We start from the raw sequence: 19,431 nt of genomic DNA, 5'->3' as shown, positions 1-19,431 counted from the left end.
GGCGGGGGAACCTCGGGTGGGGGCCGTCGCGCGGCGGGGTCCGGACCTCGTATGGTCATGACCGTGTTGGAGGAGATGCGGATACGGTCGCTCGGGGTCATCGACGACGCGGTCGTCGAGCTGTCGCCAGGCTTCACCGCGGTGACCGGTGAGACAGGCGCGGGCAAGACCATGGTCGTCACCAGTCTGGGACTGCTGCTCGGCGGCCGGGCCGATCCGGCGCTGGTACGGATCGGCGCGAAGTCGGCGGTCGTCGAGGGCCGGCTCACCATGGCCGCGGGCGCGCCCGCGGCCATACGGGCCGAGGAGGCCGGGGCGGAGCTGGAGGACGGGACGCTGCTGATCAGCAGGACCGTCTCCGCCGAGGGGCGCTCGCGGGCGCACCTGGGCGGGCGTTCGGTGCCGGTGGGTGTGCTGGCGGAGCTGGCGGACGATCTGGTCGCGGTGCACGGCCAGACCGACCAGCAGGGGCTGCTGCGGCCCGCGCGGCAGCGGAAGGCCCTCGACCGGTACGCGGGCGACGCGGTCGCCGCGCCCCACGCCGCGTACACCGTGGCGTACCGGAGGCTGCGGGCCGCCGCCGTGGAGCTGGAGGAGCTGACCACGCGGGCCCGTGAGCGCGCGCAGGAGGCCGATCTGCTGCGCTTCGGGCTGAACGAGGTCGCGGCCGTCGAACCGCGCGCGGGCGAGGACACCGAGCTGGCCGCGGAGGCGGAGCGGCTCGGGCACGCGGAGGCGCTGGCGTCCGCGGCGGCCGTGGCGCACGGCGCGCTCGCGGGCAATCCCGAGGACCCGGAGGGCGTCGACGCGACGACACTGGTCGCGGGCGCGGGGCGGGCGCTGGAGGCCGTACGGTCCCACGACCCGGCGCTCGCCGGGCTGGCCGACCGGATGGGGGAGATCTCCATCCTGCTGGCGGACGTGGCGGGCGAACTGGCCGGTTACGCGGACAATCTGGACGCCGATCCGCTGCGGCTGGCCGCGGTGGAGGAGCGGCGGGCCGCGCTCAACGCCCTTGTCCGCAAGTACGGCGAGGACATCGCGGCGGTGCTGGCCTGGGCGGAGGAGAGCGCGGCGCGGCTCACGGAGCTGGAGAGCGACGACGACCGGATCGCGGAGCTGACGGCCGAGCGGGACGCGCTGCGCTCCGAACTGTCCGGCCTCGCCCAGGCGTTGACCGACGCCCGCACCGAGGCCGCGGCGCGCTTCGCCGACGCGGTCACGGCCGAGCTGGCGTCGCTGGCGATGCCGCACGCGCGCGTTTCGTTCGACATCCGCCAGACCGAGTCCGCGGACGAGCTGTCCGGCGTCGAGGTGGGCGGGCGCTCCGTGATGTACGGGCCGCACGGCGCCGACGAGGTCGAACTCCTCCTGGCCCCCCACCCGGGCGCCCAGCCCCGGCCGATCGGCAAGGGCGCGTCGGGCGGTGAGCTGTCGCGGGTGATGCTCGCGGTGGAGGTGGTCTTCGCGGGGTCCGATCCCGTGCCGACGTATCTCTTCGACGAGGTCGACGCGGGCGTCGGCGGCAAGGCGGCGGTCGAGGTCGGCCGCCGGCTCGCGAAGCTCGCGGCGTCCGCGCAGGTGGTGGTGGTGACACACCTTCCGCAGGTCGCGGCGTTCGCGGACCGCCAGCTTCTGGTGAAGAAGACGAACGACGGCTCGGTGACGCGGTCGGGGGTGACGGTGTTGGAGGGGGAGGACCGGGTACGGGAGCTGTCGCGGATGCTGGCGGGCCAGGAGGACTCGGAAACGGCGAGGGCGCACGCGGAAGAACTCCTGGCCTCAGCGAGGACGCCTCCCGGCTAGGCGCCGTGGTGCCGGTTGCGCCTCCCTGTGTCCTCAATCGCCGGACGGGCTTGATTTCGCGCACCCGGCACCGGGGCGGGCGGTTCCGTCCTCAAACGCCGGACGGGCTGGATATGCGTGCACGTTCACCCGTGTGGGTGGTCCGCCGGGGTATTCGGCCCGGTGGGGCGCGGAAGTGGGGGGCCGTGGTGACGGAACGGGTGTGCGGGCTGGCATTCTTGACGGCGTCCCCGTTTCCGATTCAGGAGCCTTGACCACGTGACACAACTGCGTACGGTCCAGGTACTCGGCGGTGGCAGCGCAGGCAGCAGCGCGCACGTTCGGTCGTTGGCGGCGGGCCTGGTCGCCCGGGGCGTGCGCGTCACCGTATGCGCCCCCGTGGACGTCGACCGCGCCTATGACTTCGGCGGCTCGGGGGCGCACCACGTCGCCGTACCCCGGCGTGGAGACCCCGCCTCCGTCGCGACCCTGCGCGCCGCGTGCGCCGGCGCGGACGTCGTGCACGCGCATGGGCTGAACGCAGCCGTACGCGCCGCGATCGCGCTCGGCGGGCAGCGGATACCGCTGGTGGTGACGTGGCACACCCGCGCGCAGGTGGAGGGGGCGCGCGCCCATCTCGTACGCCTGCTGGAGCGAAGGGCCGTGAAAGCGGCGGCCGTTGTGCTCGGCACCTCGTCCGAACTGGTCGACCGGGCGCGCAGCAGGGGCGCCCGCGACGCCCGTCTCGCGCCGGTCGCGCTGCCCGCGCCGAACACGCGCCCCGGCGGCCCGGAGAGCAAGGCCCGTGCCGAACTGGGCGCGGTCGAGCGCCCGTTGCTGATGGCTGTGGGCAGCCTCACACCGGAGCAGGGGTACGACATACTGCTGGACGCGGCCGCCACCTGGCGCGCCCTCGACCCCGCCCCGCTGCTCGCCATCGCGGGCGAGGGCCGGGAGCGCGGGCGGCTCCAGCGCCGTATCGACGCGGAGGGCCTGCCCGTACGGCTCATCGGCCGGCGCGACGACATCGCCGAACTCCTCGCCGCCGCGGACATCGCGCTGCTGCCCAGCCGCTGGGAGGCCCGCTCGGTCCTCGCGCAGGAGGCGCTGCGGCTCGGCGTACCGCTGGTGGCCACGGCCGTCGGCGGGGTCCCCGAACTGGTCGGTGACGCGGCGGAACTCGTACCGTACGGAAATGCCGCGGCCCTCTCGGACGCGGTGGTACGGCTCCTCGGCGACCCGGACCGCAGGGACTGGCTCACGACGGCCGGCCGGGCGCAGGCGGAGACCTGGCCGACGGAGGACGAGACCATCGCGCAGGTGCTGTGCGTCTACGACGAACTGGCCCAGGCGCCCCGCCGCTGAAGGCCCCCGCCGCTGAAGTCCGAAGCCCGCGCCGCCGAAGCCGCCGTCGCTGAAGCCTCGCGCGCCTACCCCGCGTGCCGCCTCGCCCGTAGCGCCAGGCTCAGCGTCAGGACCGTCTCCGGATCGTCCAGATCCATGCCCAGCAGATCGGCGATACGGGACAGCCGGTTGTACAGCGTCTGGCGGTTCAGATGGAGTTCGCGCGCCGTCTCCGCCTTGCGGCCCGCGTGCGCCAGATAGGCCTCCAGGGTGGGGAGCAGCGCGGGCCGCGAGGCGCGGTCGTGGTCGCGGAGGGGGCCGATCGCGCGGTGCACGAAGGCCGCCAGGTCCGGGTGCTCGCGCAGCCGCCACAGCAGCAGGTCGATGTCGAGACGGCGGGCGTCGTACCAGGGACGTTCCGGCAGACCCTGCGCCGCCGTCGCGGTCTCCGCCGCGTGCCGCAGCCCCGCGCTCGCCGCCGCCCAGCCGCCCGCGGCCCCGACGACCACCACGGGCGGGCGCGCGCCGGCGCGTTCGAGACCGGCCCGCGCCACACCGGAGCGCAGAGCCGTCGCTACCCGGTCGGCCACCGCCATACGTACGGACTCGGAGTCCAGCCCCACCAGCAGCGGAACCCGGCCCTCCACGGGCCGTAGGCCCAGCAGCACCGGCACCCCCACCGACGCCAGCTCCTCCAGCACCGCCCGCGCCAGCGGTGCCCAGTCGCCGGGCGGCAGGGGTTCGGGGTCCAGCTTCATCACCACCGGCAGCAGCGGCCCCTCGCCCGGCCTGAAGCCCAGCACCCTGGCCTGCGCGGGCGCGTCCTCGGCGCGGATGCGGCCCTCCGCCAGATCGGTCAGGAAGTCGCCGCGGCCCCGGGCCGCCAGCTCCTCCTCCTGGCGCGCCTGCATCAGGACGACCGCCAGCATCCCCGCCGCGCGCTCGGCCGCCATCCGGTGCACCGGCAGCGGCGGAGCGGAGACGGCGGGCAGCACCAGCCGGGCCCGTACCGCACCCGTGCCATGGCCGCCGCCCGGCACGTCCACCAGCACCGCCCCCGCCGGCGGCCCGGCCTCGCGCGCCTCCCGTCGGCCGCGCAGCCCCTCCCAGATCTGGAGCGGATCGGCGGCGGCCGGGCCCGAGCCGGGCGTCGCCGCGTACAGCAGCCGCCCCTCGGCCGTCTCCAGGAAGACCGGGTTGCCCGCGAAGTCCGCGAGGATCCGGAGCACCCGCTCCACCCCGCCCCCGTCCAGCAGCGCCTGTGTGCACGCGCGGTGGACCTCCTCGGCCCGCCGCAGCAGCGCGTAATGGCCGTTCACGATCTCGGTGTGCACCTCTTCGGTCACCGAGACGAAGGGCACCTCGCGGTGGAGCTGTACGAGCGGCAGCCCGGCCGCCCTGGCCGTCTCCACGATCGCCGCCGGCAGCCGGCCGAACCGCGGCCCCAGCTCCACCACCAGTGCCGCGATCCCCCGGTCCGCGAGCGTCCGGACGAAGGCGCGCTGGTCGGCGGGGCGGGTGCCCAGACCGAGCCCGGTGGTGAGGAGCAGTTCGCCGCCCTTGAGCAGCGAGGCGATGTTCGGGACCTCGCCGGCGTGCACCCAGCGCACCGTACGGTCCAGTTCGTCCGCGCAGGCCACGACCTCGGGGAGACCACCGCGCAGTCCGGGCAGGCCGAGCGCCCGCCGTACGGTGATACCGCCCTGACTGTCCATGAAGCCGGAGGCTACCCGCGGTCACGCCGCACAAGAAACACTTGCTTCCGACACAGGAAACACTCGCTCCCGGCACAGGAAATGCCCGTCCCCGGAGCGCCGACGGGCCCCGAGCACCCCCGAAGCACCCGCCTCAAGAGCGGAGCCGGGACGAAGGGCACACTGCCCCCGCCCCGGCCCTTACAGCCGGACCCACGGCCCGCTGTCAGCCTCCGTACGCCCCCGACGCCGTCAGCCGCAGCGCCGTGTCGATCAGCGGCACATGGCTGAACGCCTGCGGGAAGTTCCCCACCTGGCGCTGGAGCCTCGGGTCCCACTCCTCCGCGAGCAGCCCCAGATCGTTCCGCAGCGCCAGCAGCTTCTCGAAGAGCTTGCGCGCCTCCTCGACCCGCCCGATCATCGCGAGGTCGTCGGCCAGCCAGAACGAGCAGGCGAGGAAGGCGCCTTCGTCGCCCGCCAGACCGTCCACGCCTGTTTCCTCGCCCGAGGTCGGATACCGCATGACGAACCCGTCCTCGGTGGACAGCTCGCGCTGGATCGCCTCGATCGTGCCGATGACCCGCTTGTCGTCCGGCGGCAGAAAGCCCATCTGCGGGATGAGGAGCAGCGAGGCGTCCAGTTCCTTGGAGCCGTACGACTGCGTGAAGGTGTTCCGCTCCTTGTCGTACCCCTTCTCGCAGACATCGCGGTGGATGTCGTCCCGCATCTCCCGCCACCGCTCCAGCGGCCCGTCGGCGTCGCCCGACTCGATCAGCTTGATCGTGCGGTCCACCGCGACCCAGGCCATCACCTTGGAGTGCACGAAGTGTCTGCGCGGCCCGCGGACCTCCCAGATGCCCTCGTCGGGCTGGTCCCAGTGCTTCTCCAGATAGCGGATCAGCTTGAGCTGGAGCACCGAGGCGTAGTCGTTGCGGGCCAGGCCCGTCATGTGCGCGAGGTGCAGTGCCTCGGTGACCTCGCCGTACACATCGAGCTGGAGCTGATGCGCCGCGCCGTTGCCGACCCGGACCGGGCCCGAGCGCTCATAGCCCGGCAGCCAGTCCAGCTCGGCCTCGCCCAGCTCCCGTTCGCCCGCGATCCCGTACATGATCTGGAGGTTCTCCGGGTCGCCGGCGACGGCGCGCAGCAGCCATTCGCGCCAGGCGCGGGCCTCCTCGCGGTAGCCGGTGCGCAGCAGCGAGGAGAGGGTGATCGCGGCGTCGCGGAGCCAGGTGTAGCGGTAGTCCCAGTTCCGTACGCCGCCGATCTCCTCCGGCAGCGAGGTCGTCGGCGCGGCCACGATGCCGCCCGTCGGCGCGTACGTCAGGGCCTTGAGCGTGATCAGCGAGCGGATCACGGCCTCGCGGTAGGGGCCGTGGTACGTGCAGTGCTCGACCCACTCGCGCCAGAAGTCGGAGGTCGCCTCCAGCGAGCCCTCCGGGTCCGGCAGCGCGGGCGGCTGCCGGTGCGAGGGCTGCCAGCTGATCGTGAAGGCGATCCGGTCGCCCGGTGCCACGGTGAAGTCGGAGTAGGTGGTGAGGTCCTTGCCGTATGTCTCGGCGGTGGTGTCCAGCCAGACCGAGTCGGGCCCGGCGACCGCGACCGTACGGTTGTCCACCTTGTGCACCCACGGCACCACACGTCCGTAGCTGAACCGCATCCGCAGCGCCGAGCGCATCGGCACCCGGCCGCTGATGCCTTCCACGATCCTGATCACCTGCGGGGCACCGTCGCGCGGCGGCATGAAGTCCGTCACGCGCACCGTGCCGCGCGGGGTGTCCCACTCGGATTCGAGGATCAGGGAGTCCCCGCGGTAGCGGCGCCTGGCCGCCCGCGGCGGTGCGGACCCCGCGGGGTGCGCGGGGCCCAGCCGCCAGAAACCGTGCTCATCGGTGCCGAGCAGCGCCGCGAACACGGCGTGGGAGTCGAAGCGGGGCAGGCACAGCCAGTCGACTGTGCCGTCCCGGCAGACCAGGGCAGCGGTCTGCATGTCTCCGATGAGTGCGTAATCCTCGATGCGCCCGGCCACGTGCATCTCCAGTCGAACGGCCACGTCCGCCCCGCGGGGCGCGTACTTCGGTGTACTTCGGTCAAGGGTCGTTGACGAGCTCATCTTCCGGGAAATCGGGCGGGGTGTGCCGATGCCGGCCGGACTCGGCAGCGAACGTCCGAGCAGGATACGACGCACCTGGGAGTTCTGTGCCACGGTCCCGGCAACATCGGTCCGACGAACATCGTGGCCAAGGGTGAGTCCCGGGACAAAGGGTGACACGTGAGAACAGGTGTGGGAGGCGGGGCGACGCGTGGCCGGGACCGGCCTCGGTGCGTCGCTGATACCCTGGTAGCCCGTGGACCGGTGGACTCCCTGCGACGCGAAAGGGGCACCGACCCCGCAGCGACGGAAGTCCCTCCCCTCTTCGGCAGGGACACCGGTACGCACCCCAGACCGCGACCACGGGAGCCCCCTCTTGGCCATGCCGCACCGATCCTCGACATCCCCGACGACCAAGCACATCTTCGTCACCGGGGGTGTGGCGTCCTCCCTCGGCAAGGGCCTGACCGCCTCCAGCCTGGGTGCGCTGCTCAAGGCGCGCGGTCTGCGGGTGACCATGCAGAAGCTCGACCCGTATCTGAACGTCGACCCCGGCACGATGAACCCGTTCCAGCACGGTGAGGTGTTCGTCACCAACGACGGCGCCGAGACCGATCTGGACATCGGGCACTACGAACGCTTCCTCGATGTGGACCTCGACGGCTCCGCCAATGTCACCACCGGCCAGATCTACTCCCAGGTGATCGCCAAGGAGCGGCGCGGCGAGTATCTGGGCGACACGGTCCAGGTCATCCCGCACATCACCAACGAGATCAAGCACCGGATCCGGCGGATGGCGACCGACGATGTCGATGTCGTCATCACGGAGGTCGGCGGCACGGTCGGCGACATCGAGTCGCTGCCGTTCCTGGAGACGGTCCGCCAGGTACGGCACGAGGTCGGCCGGGACAACGTTTTCGTCGTGCACATCTCGCTGCTGCCCTACATCGGCCCCTCAGGCGAGCTGAAGACCAAGCCGACCCAGCACTCGGTCGCGGCCCTGCGCAACATCGGTATCCAGCCGGACGCGATCGTGCTCCGCGCCGACCGGGACGTACCGCTGCCCATCAAGCGCAAGATCTCGCTGATGTGCGATGTCGACGAGGCCGCGGTGGTGGCCTGTGTGGACGCCAAGTCGATCTACGACATCCCCAAGGTGCTGCACACCGAGGGCCTGGACGCCTATGTCGTACGCAAGCTGGACCTGCCGTTCCGCGATGTCGACTGGACGGTCTGGGACGACCTGCTGGACCGGGTCCACAACCCCGACCACGAGGTGACGATCGCGCTGGTCGGCAAGTACATCGACCTGCCCGACGCCTATCTGTCGGTGACCGAGGCGTTGCGCGCGGGCGGCTTCGCCAACAAGGCGCGGGTCAAGGTCAAATGGGTCACCTCGGACGACTGCAAGACCCCGGCGGGCGCGGCGAGACAGCTCGCGGACGCGGACGGCATCCTGATCCCCGGCGGCTTCGGCGAGCGCGGGGTGACCGGAAAAGTTGGCGCGATCCAGTACGCGCGCGAGCACAAGGTCCCGCTGCTGGGGCTGTGTCTGGGACTCCAGTGCATCGTGATCGAGGCCGCGCGCCATGTCGCGGGGATCCCCGACGCCAACTCCACCGAGTTCGACTCCGGCACCGCCCACCCGGTGATCTCCACCATGGAGGAGCAGCTCGCCTATGTGGAGGGCGCGGGGGACCTGGGCGGCACGATGCGGCTCGGCCTCTATCCGGCGAAGCTCGCCGAGGGCTCGATCGTGCGTGAGGTCTACGGCGACCAGCCGTATGTGGAGGAGCGCCACCGCCACCGCTACGAGGTGAACAACGCCTACCGCGCGGAGCTGGAGAAGAAGGCCGGTCTGGTCTTCTCGGGCACCTCTCCCGACAACAAGCTGGTCGAGTACGTCGAGTACCCGCGCACCACCCACCCCTATCTGGTCGCCACCCAGGCGCACCCCGAGCTGCGCTCCCGGCCGACCCGGCCGCATCCGCTCTTCACCGGTCTGGTGAAGGCCGCGGTGGCACGCCGTCAGGACGCGGAGACCGGGGCGGACGGGCGCGTGGCCGCCAAGGCGTAGGTGCTGTCGTAGGTACTGTCCGGCCGGTCCGGGCGACCGGGATCCAGGCGATACGGTGGGAGCCGGGGGCGACGGGCGTGCGGGTCGTACGGCTTCTCGGCCCCGGATTTCCGCGTGTGCGCCGCTGTGTGGGAGGACGCTTTCATGACCATCAAGGACGCCCCCGAGGAGTGGCGGGTCACCGCGACCAGGACGCCTTTCCGCGGCAACAAGACCAGTGTCCGTACGGACGACGTGGTCATGCCGGACGGCACGGTCGTCTCGCGTGACTACCAGGTCCACCCCGGGTCCGTGGCGATTCTCGCGCTGGACGGTGCGGGCCGGGTGCTCGTACTGCGCCAGTACCGCCACCCCGTCCGCCAGAAGCTGTGGGAGATCCCGGCCGGGCTCCTCGACGTACCCGGCGAGAACCCGCTGCACGCGGCGCAGCGGGAGCTGTACGAGGAGGCGCATGTCAAGGCCGAGGACTGGCGGGTGCTGACGGACCTCTACACCACGCCGGGCGGCTGCGACGAGGCGGTACGGATCTTCCTCGCGCGCGATCTGTCCGAGGCGGACGGGGAGCGCTTCGAGGTCTCCGACGAGGAGGCGGACATGGAGCTGGCGCGGGTGGAGCTGGGGGAGCTGACCCGGGGGGTGCTCGCGGGCGAGCTGCACAACAACTGTCTGGTGGTGGGGGTGCTGGCGCTGGGCGCGGCGCTGGCGGGGGAGGGCGTCGAGGCGCTGCGGCCGGCGGACGCGCCCTGGCCGGCACGGCCGTTCGAGTCCTGAGGGCCGTTCTTCCGCGGGTCCGTCGATCTGTTGATCTTTCGGTCTGACGATACGACTGATCCGATTGAGGGATTGGGTGATCGGTCGGCCGCGCTCCACCGGGTCCGTCGCAGAGAGTGAACTACGCTCGGACCGCCCGTGCGGAGACCCGCCGGGCTCGGCTCGTGCGCAGGCGGACGGAGCGTGGCCCGTGACGGATCAGGCGGTGGATGTGGACGGCTCCGGCCGTACGGGCGCCACGGGGAAGAACGACGGCCAGGCAGGCGGCGCCGCCTCCGCCGACGCGCGGCCGGACACCGCTCCGGCGAACGAATCCGACGCTCCGGCGGCCAAGCGCCGGGGCCGGTTCAGGCCGGGTGGGGCGAAGCCGCCGAAGAGCGGTTCCAAGACGAAAGGTACGGCCCGGGTGAAGCCCCCGGAGACTTCCGAGGAAGCGACGGCCAGTGAGCACGGTCCGCCCGCCCCGGCCAGACGCCGCCGCCTTCCGCTTCTGCGCCGCCGGGCCTCCGAGCCGGGCGGTACGCCTGCGAAGGAGCCGCCCGCGGAGGAGTCGCCCGCGGAGTCCGGTACGGACGGGGCCGCGGATGCCCGTACGGACGAAGCCCCGGCCGGAGCGGAAGCCCGTACCGCCGCCGGGACCGAGCCGGAAGAGACCGCTGCCGGATCCGGCCGCTCCGGCGACGGTGAGGCGGGGAGTAGCAGTGCTCGTACCGGCGGTACCGGGACCGCATCCGCGAGCGTGACGGCCGGGGTCCGGGAGCCCGCCACCGGTCCCGGGCGCACCGGTGGCCCGGAAGCCCGGGAGTCCGGGACCGGCGATGCCCGTATCAGCGGTACCGGTACCGGACCCGGCACAACAGGCAGCGCCGGGGCCCGGGAGTTCGCCGGGCGGGGGCGGGAGCTCAAGGCCCTGCGCGGGGACATCGAGCGGGCCGGGCTCAATACCATCTCCGGACGCAAGGAGCCCCGCGCGCGGGTGCTGCTCATCGCCGGGCGGCCCGGAGCCGGGCGCACCGCGCTGGCCGAGGAGCTGGCCGCGCAGGTGCGCGACCGCTATCCGGACGGGCTCGTACGGACACGGCTGACCGAACCCGGCGGCGACCCCGTACCGACCGAGCGCACGGCACGCGAGATCCTCGGCGCGTTCGGGGTCCCCACCCCGCCCGGCGCCGGGGAGGACGAGCTGTCCCAGATGGTGCGGGAGACCCTGGCGGTACGGCGGGTGCTGCTGCTCCTCGACGACGCCGTCGACGCCGAGCAGGTCGACCCGCTCGTACCCGACAACCCCGACTGCCTGGTCGTCGCCGTGTCACGGGGCCCGCTCACCGGAATCCCCGATGTCCGCCCGTGCACCCTCGGCGGCATGGACGCCAAGGCCGCCATCGAGCTGCTGGTCCGGTTCACCGGTGCCGTCCGGATCACCGTCGATCCGCAGGCCGCCGAGTCCCTCGCCGAGGAGTGCGGCGGCCAGCCCGCCGCGCTCGTCCTGGCCGGCGGCTGGCTCGCCGCCCGCCCCACCGCCTCCGTCGCCGACGCGGCCAAGCGGCTGCGTGCCCTCCCGCACGACCCCGAGCGGCCCGTCGGCGACCGGCCGCTCGCCCGTGCCTTCCAGCTTGTGTACGAGTCGCTGCCGGGGCCCTCCGCCCGGATCCTGCGGCTGCTGGCGCTGGCCCCCGCCGGGTTCGTGGACGCGCACACCGCCTCCGCGCTGGCAGGCTGCTCGGTGTCGGCCGCCAGGAGCATGCTCGGCGACTTCACGGCGCTGGGGCTGCTGCGCCGGGCCGGCGACCCGGCGGCGGGTGAGCGGGCCCCGGACGAGCGGTATCTGGTGCCCGGCTGTCTCGTACCGCTGCTGCGCGATCTGCTGGAGACGAAGGACCGGGACGCCGAGGTGCAGCTCGCGCGGGCGCGGATGCTGGAGCGGACCGTACGGCTGCTCCAGTCCTGCCGGGCCATCACCGAGCCCGACGGCTCCCCGGCCCGCAAACGGCTGGCCGGGCTGCCCCGCTCGCTGCGTTTCCCGACGGCCGCCGCCGCGGACGAGTGGCTGACCTCCCGGCAGCCCGCCCTGCTGGCCGCCGCCCGGCTCGCGGTCGCCGACGGCGAGCTGGACACCCTGGCCCGCCGGCTGGTCGCCGCGCTGGTCAGGGCGCTGGCCGCGCACCGCGGCACCGAGGCCGCCGCGCCCGAGCTGTACGGGCTCCACCAGCTCGTCCTCGATATCGCGGAGCGGCGCGAGCTGCACCGCGAGCAGGCCGCCGCGCTGCTGAACATCGGCGATCTGGACGCCCAGACCGGCCGTACCCATGACGCGCTCGCCCGCTACCGCGCCGCGCTGGACGCCGGACGGGCCGCGAACGATCTCTACGCGACCGGCCGCGCGATGGAATCCGTAGGCGGCGCGCACCAGGATCTCCAGGACTGGCAGCGGGCCGCCGACTGGTACGGCAGGGCCCTCGCCCAGCGCCTCAGCAGGGGCGAACGCGCCGACGCGGCCCGGCTGTACGGCCGGATCGGCACCGTCCACACGTACGCCGGCCACTACGGCGAGGCGCTCCGCAACTGGCGGTCCGCCGTCGCCCTCTACCGCCGGCTGCGCGATCTCCCCGGCCAGGCACGGGCGTTGAGCGAAGTGGCGCGGGTCCAGGAGTACGCGGGCCGGCCGCAGGAATCCCTGCGTACCTGTCAGGAGGCCGTCGAGTGGGCGCGGCTGGCCGGGGACGACCGGTTGCAGGCGGCGCTCCGGCTCCGCGCGGCGGACACCCTGGACCGGCTCGGCGACCCGACCGCTGCCAGACTGCACCGGTCCGCGGCCGAACGATTGCTGGAATTGGAAGGAAACACCTACGAAATCCGCAGTGCTCCGGCTGGCCAATAATACTTTGCAAGGCTAGACAGCGGGAAATCCTTCATTAGACTGGCTCTGCCGCAAAGAAGCGGTGTGCACCGGTGCGCTGTCCCGCGCTCCGGTCCCTGTGGCATTGCGCCCGCAGTGCCCTGAGTCGAGGACCGTGATCTGCCGTGTTGGTCGGTATCCCCCGAGAGGTCAAGAACAACGAGTTCCGGGTGGCCATCACCCCCGCCGGTGTGCACGAGCTGGTGCGCCACGGCCATGAGGTCGTCATCGAGCGGAACGCCGGCGCCGGCTCCTCGATCACGGACGACGAGTTCACCGCGGCCGGCGCCCGGATCCTGGCCACCGCCGACGAGGTCTGGGCCGCCGCGGAGCTGCTGCTGAAGGTCAAGGAGCCGATCGCCGAGGAGTACCACCGGCTCCGCAAGGGCCAGACGCTCTTCACCTATCTCCACCTCGCCGCGTCCCGCGCCTGCACCGACGCCCTGCTGGACTCGGGCGTCACAGCCATCGCGTACGAGACGGTCGAGACCGCGGGGCGCGCGCTGCCGCTGCTGGCCCCGATGTCCGAGGTCGCGGGGCGGCTGGCCCCGCAGGTCGGCGCGTACCACCTGATGCGCTCGGCCGGCGGGCGCGGTGTCCTGCCGGGCGGAGTGCCCGGTACGGCGGCCGGCCGGGCCGTGGTCATCGGCGGCGGGGTCTCCGGCTGGAACGCCACCCAGATCGCCGTCGGCATGGGCTTCCATGTGACCCTGCTCGACCGCGACATCAACAAGCTGCGCGAGGCCGACCGGATCTTCGGCACCGCGGTGCAGACCATCGTCTCCAACGCCTTCGAACTGGAGCGGGCGGTCGCCGACGCCGACCTTGTCATCGGGGCGGTCCTCATCCCCGGCGCGAAGGCGCCCAAGCTCGTCACCAACGAGCTGGTCGCCACCATGAAGCCCGGAAGTGTACTTGTCGACATTGCGATTGATCAGGGCGGCTGCTTCGAGGACTCACGGCCGACGACCCACGCCGAGCCGACTTTCCCGGTCCATGGCTCGGTGTTCTACTGCGTCGCCAATATGCCCGGCGCCGTGCCCCACACCTCCACGTACGCGCTGACCAACGCCACGCTTCCGTACATCGTGGAGCTGGCGGACCACGGCTGGTGCGAGGCGCTGCGCCGGGACCCGGCCCTCGCCAAGGGGCTCAACACGCATGAAGGCCAGGTGGTTTACCGTGAGGTGGCCGAGGCGCATGGACTGGATCACGCCGAATTGAGCGCGCTTCTGGGCTGATGCGTCAACTTGTGACGTCAACATCGCGCCAACGGCCGGACCTTGATCGGCAAGGTCCGGCCGGACGTGTGCGCGGACACCTCCGAACGAGCGGTCAACTCGCCTCGAACGTAACCTTTTCCCCGATTCGCGGAGCCGTGCACGGTGCGGACCATGCCTTGATGAGAGGCTTGTGCGCCCTTGACAGCGGGATGTTCCGTTGCCGACACATCGGGCCGGGTCCGGCGGATTGTGTTGCTGCGGACCGGTGACACGCCATAGAGTCGCCAACCGTCGGCATGGTGCCACGCTGACCTATCGATAAGTTTCCTGGTCCCGTCCAAGGAGGTAAGACGACTTGTGAATGAGTCGACATTTACTCCCGGGGGTGGTCAACCAGGAATGCCGGTGAGGGGCCAGAGCCCGTCGTCCGGGTTCGAGGCTGTCGGCTCCGTAGCTGTCCGCACCTTCGCCACCCACCAGCACATGACGACAGCCCACCAGATGATGGACGGCCAACACGTGAACGCCATGGCCGGCAACGAGGGTGGCCGAGAGTCCACTCCATTCGCCGACTACGACGAGGTGCCCGAGGGGCACTTCTACGACCCAGACGCCGAGTACGAGCCGGATCCCGAGTACGCGGCCACTCTCGCCCCCGACGCCGCACGCCAGCGCCGCGAGCGGATCGGCCCGACCGGTCGTCCCCTGCCGTACTTCCCTATCCCGGGCCCGCTCACCGACCACGGCCCCGCGAAGATCATCGCGATGTGCAACCAGAAGGGCGGCGTCGGCAAGACGACGTCGACCATCAATCTGGGTGCCGCGCTCGCGGAGTACGGCCGGCGTGTGCTGCTCGTCGACTTCGACCCGCAGGGAGCCCTGTCGGTCGGTCTCGGTGTGAACCCGATGGAGCTGGACCTCACCGTCTACAACCTGCTCATGGAGCGGGGCATGGCGGCCGACGAGGTGCTCCTGAAGACCGCCGTGCCCAATATGGACCTGCTGCCCAGCAATATCGACCTCTCCGCCGCCGAGGTGCAGCTCGTCAGCGAGGTCGCGCGCGAGTCCACGCTCCAGCGGGCGCTCAAGCCGCTGATGCAGGACTACGACTACATCGTGATCGACTGTCAGCCCTCGCTCGGTCTGCTGACCGTGAACGCGCTGACGGCCGCGCACAAGGTGATCGTGCCGCTGGAGTGCGAGTTCTTCGCACTGCGCGGGGTGGCGCTGCTGACCGAGACGATCGAGAAGGTCCAGGAGCGGCTCAACCCCGAACTGGAGCTGGACGGCATCCTCGCCACCATGTACGACTCCCGCACGGTGCACAGCCGGGAGGTCCTCGCGCGGGTCGTCGAGGCCTTCGACGATCACGTGTACCACACGGTGATCGGACGGACCGTGCGCTTCCCGGAGACCACGGTCGCCGGTGAGCCCATCACCACGTACGCCTCGAACTCCGTCGGCGCCGCCGCGTACCGCCAGCTCGCCAGGGAGGTGCTCGCCCGGTGTCACGCCGAGTGAGTCTGCCCGGGGCCGACGAACTGTTCCGTACGACCGGGGGGACGGCGCTCCAGTCCTCCTCGCCCGCGGACCGGCGCCGTAACGCCAACGGCGAGCCGCGGGTACCGCCGCCGGCCGGGGAGAGCGACCCGGCGGGCGAGACGGGGGCGCAGGGCCAGGCCGCCCCGGCCGCGCCCGTGACCCACCCCGCTCCGCCGGACGAGCACACCGCCGCCGAGACGGACTCCCCGGAGGCGCCCCGCAGCCGTACCGCGGGGGCCGAGCAGGCGGCCTCCGCGATGAAGGGGCGCCGGGCGGCACAGGAGGCCGGGGCCCCCGGGGCCGCGCAGTCCGCCGGACAGCAGCGCCGCCGGGGGCGGGGCGCCAACCGCCGCCCCAGCGGGCGCGAACGGCACGACGAGAAGATCACGGTCTATGTCTCGGCCGAGGAACTGATGGACCTGGAGCACGCGCGGCTGGTGCTGCGCGGCGAGCACGGGCTCGCCGTGGACCGCGGACGGATCGTCCGCGAAGCGGTCGCGGTGGTCCTCGCGGACCTCGAATCACGCGGAGACGCGAGCATCCTCGTACGGCGCCTGCGCGGGCGCTGAGGGTAGCCTGCGCGGGCAGCCCCTATGCCCGCCGCCCACAGGACCCTCGATGCCGCCGCCTTCCCCGCCAGCCCGCCGCCCGCTGGGCCGTGGCCCCGGCGTGCCGCCTTCCGCACCGGCGGCGCCTGCCGTGGAGGCCGCTGAGCGTGCTGAGTCCGCTGAGTCCGCGCTTGCGCCGGAGGCCGTTCCCGAGCCGGTGGCTGTGTCCGAGCCGGTGGCCGTGGAGGCCGCTGCACCTGCTGAGGTCGTTCGGGCCGTTGAGCCCGCGCCTGCGCCTGCTTCTGTGCAGTCGGAGCCGTTGGAGCAGCCGGAGCCGTCGGACGAGCGGCTGCCGGACCGTACCGAGCCCTCTGCGCCTTCGGCCGAGGAGGGCGCCGCGGAGGCCGAGGCCGACGACGGGCGGTTCACCGTACGGCTGGCGAACTTCGAGGGGCCCTTCGACCTGCTCCTCCAGCTCATCTCGAAGCACAAGATGGATGTGACCGAGGTCGCGCTGTCCAGGGTGACCGACGAGTTCATGGCGCACATCCGGGCCATGGGTCCCGACTGGGACCTCGACCAGACCACCGAGTTCCTTGTCGTCGCCGCGACCCTGCTCGATCTGAAGGCCGCCCGGCTGCTGCCCTCCGCCGAGGTGGAGGACGAGGCGGATCTGGCGCTGCTGGAGGCCCGGGACCTGCTCTTCGCGCGGCTGCTCCAGTACCGCGCGTACAAACAGATCGCCGAGATCTTCAGCGGACGGCTGGAGTCGGAGGCGCGGCGCTACCCCCGTACCGTCGGACTGGAGCCCCATCACGCCGCACTGCTTCCCGAGGTGGTGATCCGTGTCGGGCCCGAAGGCTTCGCGGCGCTCGCGGTGAAGGCGATGCAGCCCAGGCCCAGGCCGCAGGTGTACGTCGATCACATCCACGCGCCGCTGGTGTCCGTACGGGAACAGGCGGGGATCGTCGTCGCGCTGCTGCGGGAGCGCGGCGAGGCCAGCTTCCGGGCGCTCGTCGAGGACGCCGCCGATGTGCTCACCGTCGTGGCGCGCTTCCTGGCGCTGCTGGAGCTGTACCGGGAGCGGGCCGTCGCCCTGGACCAGGAGGAGGCGCTCGGGCCGCTGATGGTCCGCTGGACGGGCGGGGACGGTGACGGGGTGCCCGCGATGACGGACGAGTTCGACCAGGTGCCGGGCGGGAGCGACGAGAGCGACGGGAGCGGCGCGGACGGTCAGGCGGGCGGTCAGGCCGTACGGGACGGCGCGGGCGCCCGGGCCGAACGGGACGTGCAGGGCGACGAAAGCGAGGAGAAGGTATGAGCGAGCAGCAGACCGGCGTTGCCGCGACGGTCGCGGAGCTGGATCTCAAGCCCGCCCTGGAGGCGGTCCTCATGGTCGTCGACGAGCCCGCCACCGAGGAGCATCTCGCCAAGGTCCTCGACCGCCCCCGCCGGGCCGTCGCGGACGCACTGCGGGAGCTGGCCGACGAGTACACCGTCCAGCGCCGGGGCTTCGAGCTGCGGCTGATAGCGGGCGGCTGGCGGTTCTACACCCGGCCCGAGTACGCGGAGGCCGTCGAGGGGTTCGTACTGGACGGCCAGCAGGCCCGGCTCACCCAGGCCGCGCTGGAGACCCTTGCGGTCGTCGCGTACCGCCAGCCGGTGAGCCGCTCGCGGGTGTCCGCGGTACGAGGAGTGAACTGCGACGGCGTCATGCGCACCCTGCTCCAGCGGGGGCTGGTCGAGGAGGCGGGCGCGGAACCCGAAACAGGTGCGATCCTGTACAGGACGACGAACTACTTTTTGGAGCGGATGGGCCTGCGGGGCCTGGACGAACTTCCGGAGCTCGCGCCCTTCCTCCCCGAGGCGGACGCGATCGAGGCCGAGAGCCAGGAAGGTGTTCCGTCGTTCGACCCGGACGCACCGGATACCGACGCAGACGACAAGACGGAACTTTGATGCGAAGCAGTGGCAGGAACAGCGGAAGCGGCAGCAGGAGCGGCGGAGGCGGCAGCGGCGGCGGCAACCGGGAGGGCCGGAGCGACCGGACGGGCCGGGACGGCCGGGGCGAGCGGGACACCTGGGGGAGCCGGGACGAGAGGGACGACAGGCGCGGCCGGGACGACAGGGCCGGCCGGGACGACAGGGGCTCCCGTGACGACCGGGCCGGAAGAGATGACCGGGTCGGCAGGGACGACCACCGCGGCTCCCGTGATACCCGCGACACCCGCGGCTCCCGTGACGACCACCGGGGCTCCCGCGACGACCGGGTGAGCAGGGACGGCGGCCGTGGCTCCCGGGACGACCGTGGCGGCCGGGGAGAGCGGAGCGCCGGCGCCGGCCGGGACAGCAGGGACGGCCGGGACAGCCAGCCGAAGCGGCCCTCGCGCCCCCGCCCCGAGGAGCGCCGTTACGACGTCGGCCGCTCGGGTGCGTCCGGCGGTTCCGGTGCGTCCGGCGCTCCCCTCGGCGCGCGTCGCTCCGGTGGTGCCGGTGCCTCCGGCGGCGGTCCCCGGCAGGGCGGCGGCGCCCGTGGCGCGGCGGCCCGCGGCGGTGCCAAGGGCGGTCCCAGGCCCCCGCAGAGCGCCGGCCGCGGCGGCCCGCGCCGGGGAGCCGCCGCGCGCCCCCGCGAGCTGGACGCCAAGATCGAGCAGCGCAACCGCGACCGGTACGCGGAGCGGCCGTCCGTCAAGACGCCCAAGACCTTCCCCGGCGCCGAGCAGGAGGGCGAGCGCCTCCAGAAGGTCCTGGCCCGCGCCGGTATGGGCTCGCGCCGCGCCTGCGAGGAGCTGATCGAGCAGTCGCGCGTCGAGGTCAACGGCGAGATCGTGGTCGAGCAGGGCATGCGGGTCGACCCGGAGAAGGACGAGATCAAGGTCGACGGGCTGACCGTGGCGACCCAGTCGTATCTCTTCTTCGCACTGAACAAGCCCGCCGGGGTCGTCTCCACCATGGAGGACCCGGACGGCCGCCAGTCCCTCGGCGACTATGTCACCAACCGGGAGACCCGGCTCTTCCATGTCGGCAGGCTCGACACCGAGACCGAGGGCATCATCCTGCTCACCAACCACGGCGAGCTGGCGCACCGTCTCACCCACCCCAAGTACGGCGTCAAGAAGATCTATCTCGCCGCGATCCAGGGCCCGTTGCCGCGTGATCTGGGCAAGCGGCTGAAGGACGGCATCCAGTTGGAGGACGGCTACGCCAAGGCCGACCACTTCCGGGTCGTCGAGAACACCGGCAAGAACTATCTGGTGGAGGTCACGCTCCACGAGGGCCGCAAGCACATCGTGCGGCGGATGCTGGCGGAGGCCGGGTTCCCGGTCGACCGGCTCGTACGGACGTCTTTCGGCCCGATTCCGCTGGGCGATCAGAAGTCGGGCTGGCTGCGCCGGCTGACCAACACCGAGGTCGGCATGCTGATGAAGGAAGTCGGGCTGTGACCGCCGACTGACCGAA

At 72.4% G+C, this 19,431-nt stretch carries 13 protein-coding genes; 11 read left to right on the top strand and 2 right to left on the bottom strand.

Annotation, left to right across the window (positions count from 1 at the left end; translation table 11 throughout):
* Positions 1–57 precede the first annotated feature (57 nt).
* Positions 58–1,806, top strand: coding sequence for a DNA repair protein RecN (gene recN / locus ACFU9P_RS33700; RefSeq protein ID WP_384088385.1), 1,749 nt, complete (start codon positions 58–60; stop codon positions 1,804–1,806).
* A 258-nt stretch (positions 1,807–2,064) separates the two neighbouring features.
* The gene (locus ACFU9P_RS33695) at positions 2,065–3,150 is read left to right on the top strand and encodes a glycosyltransferase family 4 protein (RefSeq protein WP_376383382.1); all 1,086 of its coding nucleotides are present in this window, start codon (positions 2,065–2,067) and stop codon (positions 3,148–3,150) included.
* A 65-nt stretch (positions 3,151–3,215) separates the two neighbouring features.
* On the opposite strand, the gene ACFU9P_RS33690 is transcribed toward ACFU9P_RS33695, so the two are convergent.
* Entirely contained in the window at positions 3,216–4,844 is a 1,629-nt protein-coding gene (locus tag ACFU9P_RS33690) for a PucR family transcriptional regulator (protein WP_384088382.1), read from the bottom strand.
* A gap of 205 nt (positions 4,845–5,049) precedes the next feature.
* Complete coding sequence (locus ACFU9P_RS33685) at positions 5,050–6,858, bottom strand: glycoside hydrolase family 15 protein (RefSeq protein WP_376383415.1); 1,809 nt, start codon at positions 6,856–6,858, stop codon at positions 5,050–5,052.
* 439 nt (positions 6,859–7,297) lie between these two features.
* Here ACFU9P_RS33685 and ACFU9P_RS33680 point away from each other — a divergent pair, with 439 nt between their 5' ends.
* The 9 genes from ACFU9P_RS33680 to ACFU9P_RS33640 all read left to right on the top strand — a co-directional run bounded on the left by ACFU9P_RS33680 (position 7,298) and on the right by ACFU9P_RS33640 (position 19,415).
* Positions 7,298–8,992 (top strand): CTP synthase, encoded by a 1,695-nt coding sequence (locus ACFU9P_RS33680; RefSeq protein WP_376383378.1) that lies wholly within the window; start codon positions 7,298–7,300, stop codon positions 8,990–8,992.
* Positions 8,993–9,136: 144 nt separating this feature from the next.
* Positions 9,137–9,763, top strand: coding sequence for an NUDIX domain-containing protein (locus ACFU9P_RS33675; protein ID WP_376383376.1), 627 nt, complete (start codon positions 9,137–9,139; stop codon positions 9,761–9,763).
* Positions 9,764–10,589: 826 nt separating this feature from the next.
* On the top strand, positions 10,590–12,641 hold the full coding sequence (locus tag ACFU9P_RS33670; RefSeq protein WP_384088412.1) for an AAA family ATPase: 2,052 nt from the start codon (positions 10,590–10,592) through the stop codon (positions 12,639–12,641).
* 143 nt (positions 12,642–12,784) lie between these two features.
* Complete coding sequence (gene ald, locus ACFU9P_RS33665; protein WP_376383374.1) at positions 12,785–13,900, top strand: alanine dehydrogenase; 1,116 nt, start codon at positions 12,785–12,787, stop codon at positions 13,898–13,900.
* 381 nt (positions 13,901–14,281) lie between these two features.
* Positions 14,282–15,403 carry a ParA family protein gene (locus ACFU9P_RS33660; protein WP_363083530.1) on the top strand — a complete coding sequence of 374 codons (1,122 nt, stop codon included), beginning with the start codon at positions 14,282–14,284 and terminating at the stop codon, positions 15,401–15,403.
* The gene (locus ACFU9P_RS33655) at positions 15,388–15,993 is read left to right on the top strand and encodes a hypothetical protein (protein WP_384088375.1); all 606 of its coding nucleotides are present in this window, start codon (positions 15,388–15,390) and stop codon (positions 15,991–15,993) included. Before ACFU9P_RS33660 ends, ACFU9P_RS33655 begins: the two co-directional genes overlap by 16 nt.
* Before the next feature lie 49 nt (positions 15,994–16,042).
* Positions 16,043–17,293 (top strand): segregation and condensation protein A, encoded by a 1,251-nt coding sequence (locus tag ACFU9P_RS33650; RefSeq protein WP_384088372.1) that lies wholly within the window; start codon positions 16,043–16,045, stop codon positions 17,291–17,293.
* Complete coding sequence (gene scpB / locus ACFU9P_RS33645) at positions 17,290–17,931, top strand: SMC-Scp complex subunit ScpB (protein ID WP_376383368.1); 642 nt, start codon at positions 17,290–17,292, stop codon at positions 17,929–17,931. The genes ACFU9P_RS33650 and scpB overlap by 4 nt, the downstream gene beginning before the upstream one ends.
* Positions 17,931–19,415, top strand: a complete 1,485-nt coding sequence (locus tag ACFU9P_RS33640) for a pseudouridine synthase (protein ID WP_384088368.1) — start codon at positions 17,931–17,933, stop codon at positions 19,413–19,415. Before scpB ends, ACFU9P_RS33640 begins: the two co-directional genes overlap by 1 nt.
* Positions 19,416–19,431: the final 16 nt, after the last annotated feature.

The sequence above is a fragment of the Streptomyces sp. NPDC057617 genome, from assembly GCF_042800555.1.
In the GTDB taxonomy this organism is placed as follows: Bacteria; Actinomycetota; Actinomycetes; order Streptomycetales; family Streptomycetaceae; genus Streptomyces.
Note: the sequence above shows the minus strand (reverse complement) of the source record. Positions and strands in the feature narration are given on the sequence as shown.

What these genes read in the sequence shown, in the direction of transcription:
- ACFU9P_RS33650 (WP_384088372.1), top strand. Translation starts at nt 16,043, where the DNA reads ATGCCGCCGCCTTCCCCGCCAGCCCGCCGCCCGCTGGGCCGTGGCCCC.
- ACFU9P_RS33685 (WP_376383415.1), bottom strand. Translation starts at nt 6,858, where the DNA reads ATGCACGTGGCCGGGCGCATCGAGGATTACGCACTCATCGGAGACATG.
- ACFU9P_RS33675 (WP_376383376.1), top strand. Translation starts at nt 9,137, where the DNA reads ATGACCATCAAGGACGCCCCCGAGGAGTGGCGGGTCACCGCGACCAGG.
- scpB (WP_376383368.1), top strand. Translation starts at nt 17,290, where the DNA reads ATGAGCGAGCAGCAGACCGGCGTTGCCGCGACGGTCGCGGAGCTGGAT.
- ACFU9P_RS33690 (WP_384088382.1), bottom strand. Translation starts at nt 4,844, where the DNA reads ATGGACAGTCAGGGCGGTATCACCGTACGGCGGGCGCTCGGCCTGCCC.
- ACFU9P_RS33660 (WP_363083530.1), top strand. Translation starts at nt 14,282, where the DNA reads ATGCCGGTGAGGGGCCAGAGCCCGTCGTCCGGGTTCGAGGCTGTCGGC.
- ACFU9P_RS33680 (WP_376383378.1), top strand. Translation starts at nt 7,298, where the DNA reads ATGCCGCACCGATCCTCGACATCCCCGACGACCAAGCACATCTTCGTC.
- ACFU9P_RS33640 (WP_384088368.1), top strand. Translation starts at nt 17,931, where the DNA reads ATGCGAAGCAGTGGCAGGAACAGCGGAAGCGGCAGCAGGAGCGGCGGA.
- recN (WP_384088385.1), top strand. Translation starts at nt 58, where the DNA reads ATGACCGTGTTGGAGGAGATGCGGATACGGTCGCTCGGGGTCATCGAC.